This is a genomic window from Pseudomonas sp. P5_A2_2, assembly GCF_054177685.1.
Map to the genome: position 1 here is coordinate 1 of NZ_JBGCUL010000998.1, position 1,594 is coordinate 1,594.

Sequence of the window (1,594 nt, forward strand, 5' to 3'; positions counted from 1 at the left end):
CCACAGGGTCGTGCGATCAGTCCTCGAGTGCGCGGACCCGCTCGTGGCGTTGCTGCTCTTCAGGCTGGGCAGACGACTGCAAGGTGAAGTCGAACTCGATTTCGGCAAAGCGACCGCTCACACCATGGGCCGCCGCGCGCTGCTGATCGTCACTGAAGGTGATTTTGGCGATCAATTCGTCGCGGGTGGCGTAGGCGAAATCGTCATGCAGGTACTGATCGCCGTCGAGGTTGATCTGGGTGGTCAGGTGGCGATGATCCGGCGCGGAAATGAAGAAGTGCACGTGCGCCGGGCGCTGACCATGACGACCCAGTTGATCGAGCAGTTGCTGGGTCGGACCGTCCGGTGGGCAGCCGTAGCCCGAGGGCACGATGCTACGGAAACGGTAGCGACCTTCGGCGTCGGTCACGATGCGGCGACGCAGGTTGAATTCCGACTGCGTGGTATCGAAGTACGAGTAGGTGCCACCGGTGTTGGCGTGCCAGACGTCTACCACGGCGCCAGCCAGGGGTTCGCCAGCGGTGTTGAACACGCGGCCCTGCATGAACAGGGTCACGCCCGGATCGACGCCATCGTCGAGGCGCGCTTCGCCCTCGGACAGCGGCGCACCGGCCACGTACAGCGGGCCTTCGATGGTGCGCGGCGTGCCGCCGGACTTGCCGGCCTGTTCGTCTTCGGCGTCCATCAACAGGTCGAGGTAATGTTCCAGCCCGACACCGGCCACCAGCAGCCCCGCTTCCTGGCGCGCACCCAGCACGTTGAGGTAGTTGACGGCTTTCCAGAACTCTTCCGGGGTCACGGCCAGGTCTTCGATGATGTTCACCGAATCACGCAGGATGCGGTACACCAGCGCCTTGGTCCGTGGGTTACCGGCGTCGTTGAGCAGGCCGCTGGCTTCTTCGAGAAATTTCTGGACTTCGGCAGTGTGGGAAATCTTGACGTTCATTCTGGGTTCCTCATCTTGTAATTATTAGCGTAGCGCGCTGAACAGGCTGGGCTCAGCGGTCATCGTCACGGATGGAAGAAGGATGCCGGCACATCGCGTCGATCTCGATGGCCATGTACGGAAACAGTGGCAATTGCATCAGCAGGTCATGCAGTTCCTGAACGCTGTCGACATCGAACACGCTGTAGTTGGCGTAGTGCCCGGCGATGCGCCACAGGTGGCGCCACTTGCCCTGCTCCTGCAGGCGCTGGGCCAGGGCTTTTTCGTCAGCCTTCAATTTGGCCGCCGCTTCGGGATTCATGTCGACCGGCAGGTTCACGGTCATTTTTACGTGGAACAGCATAATGCTCTCCTCAGGCTTGATGAATGGCGGTGGATGTCTTGTCGCGGCGGAAGAACGCCAGGCGCTCTTCATCCAGGCTCAGGCCCAGACCCGGGGTGTTCGGCACATGCAGTTCAAAATCGCGATAGACCAGCGGTTCTCTGAGAACGTCTTCGGTCAGCAGCAGCGGGCCGAACAGTTCGGTGTCCCACGCCAGCTTGTTCAGGGTGACGAAGGCATGAGCCGAGGCCATGGTACCCAGGCCACCTTCAAGCATGGTGCCGCCGTACAGGGCGATGCCGGCCGCTTCGGCGATGGAGGCGGTG

The 1,594-nt window shown here is 61.9% G+C and carries 3 protein-coding genes; all 3 read right to left on the reverse strand.

Annotated elements, in window-relative coordinates; genetic code table 11:
- Nucleotides 1-16: 16 nt before the first annotated feature.
- A complete protein-coding gene (catA, locus tag ACXRVY_RS28170; RefSeq protein WP_223463154.1) occupies nucleotides 17-946 on the reverse strand; it encodes a catechol 1,2-dioxygenase in 930 nt (309 codons plus the stop codon).
- A 52-nt stretch (nucleotides 947-998) separates the two neighbouring features.
- A complete protein-coding gene (catC, locus tag ACXRVY_RS28175; RefSeq protein ID WP_008053771.1) occupies nucleotides 999-1,289 on the reverse strand; it encodes a muconolactone Delta-isomerase in 291 nt (96 codons plus the stop codon).
- 10 nt (nucleotides 1,290-1,299) lie between these two features.
- Nucleotides 1,300-1,594 (reverse strand): enolase C-terminal domain-like protein (locus ACXRVY_RS28180; protein ID WP_458238851.1); only part of this gene is annotated, 295 nt, incomplete at its 5' end.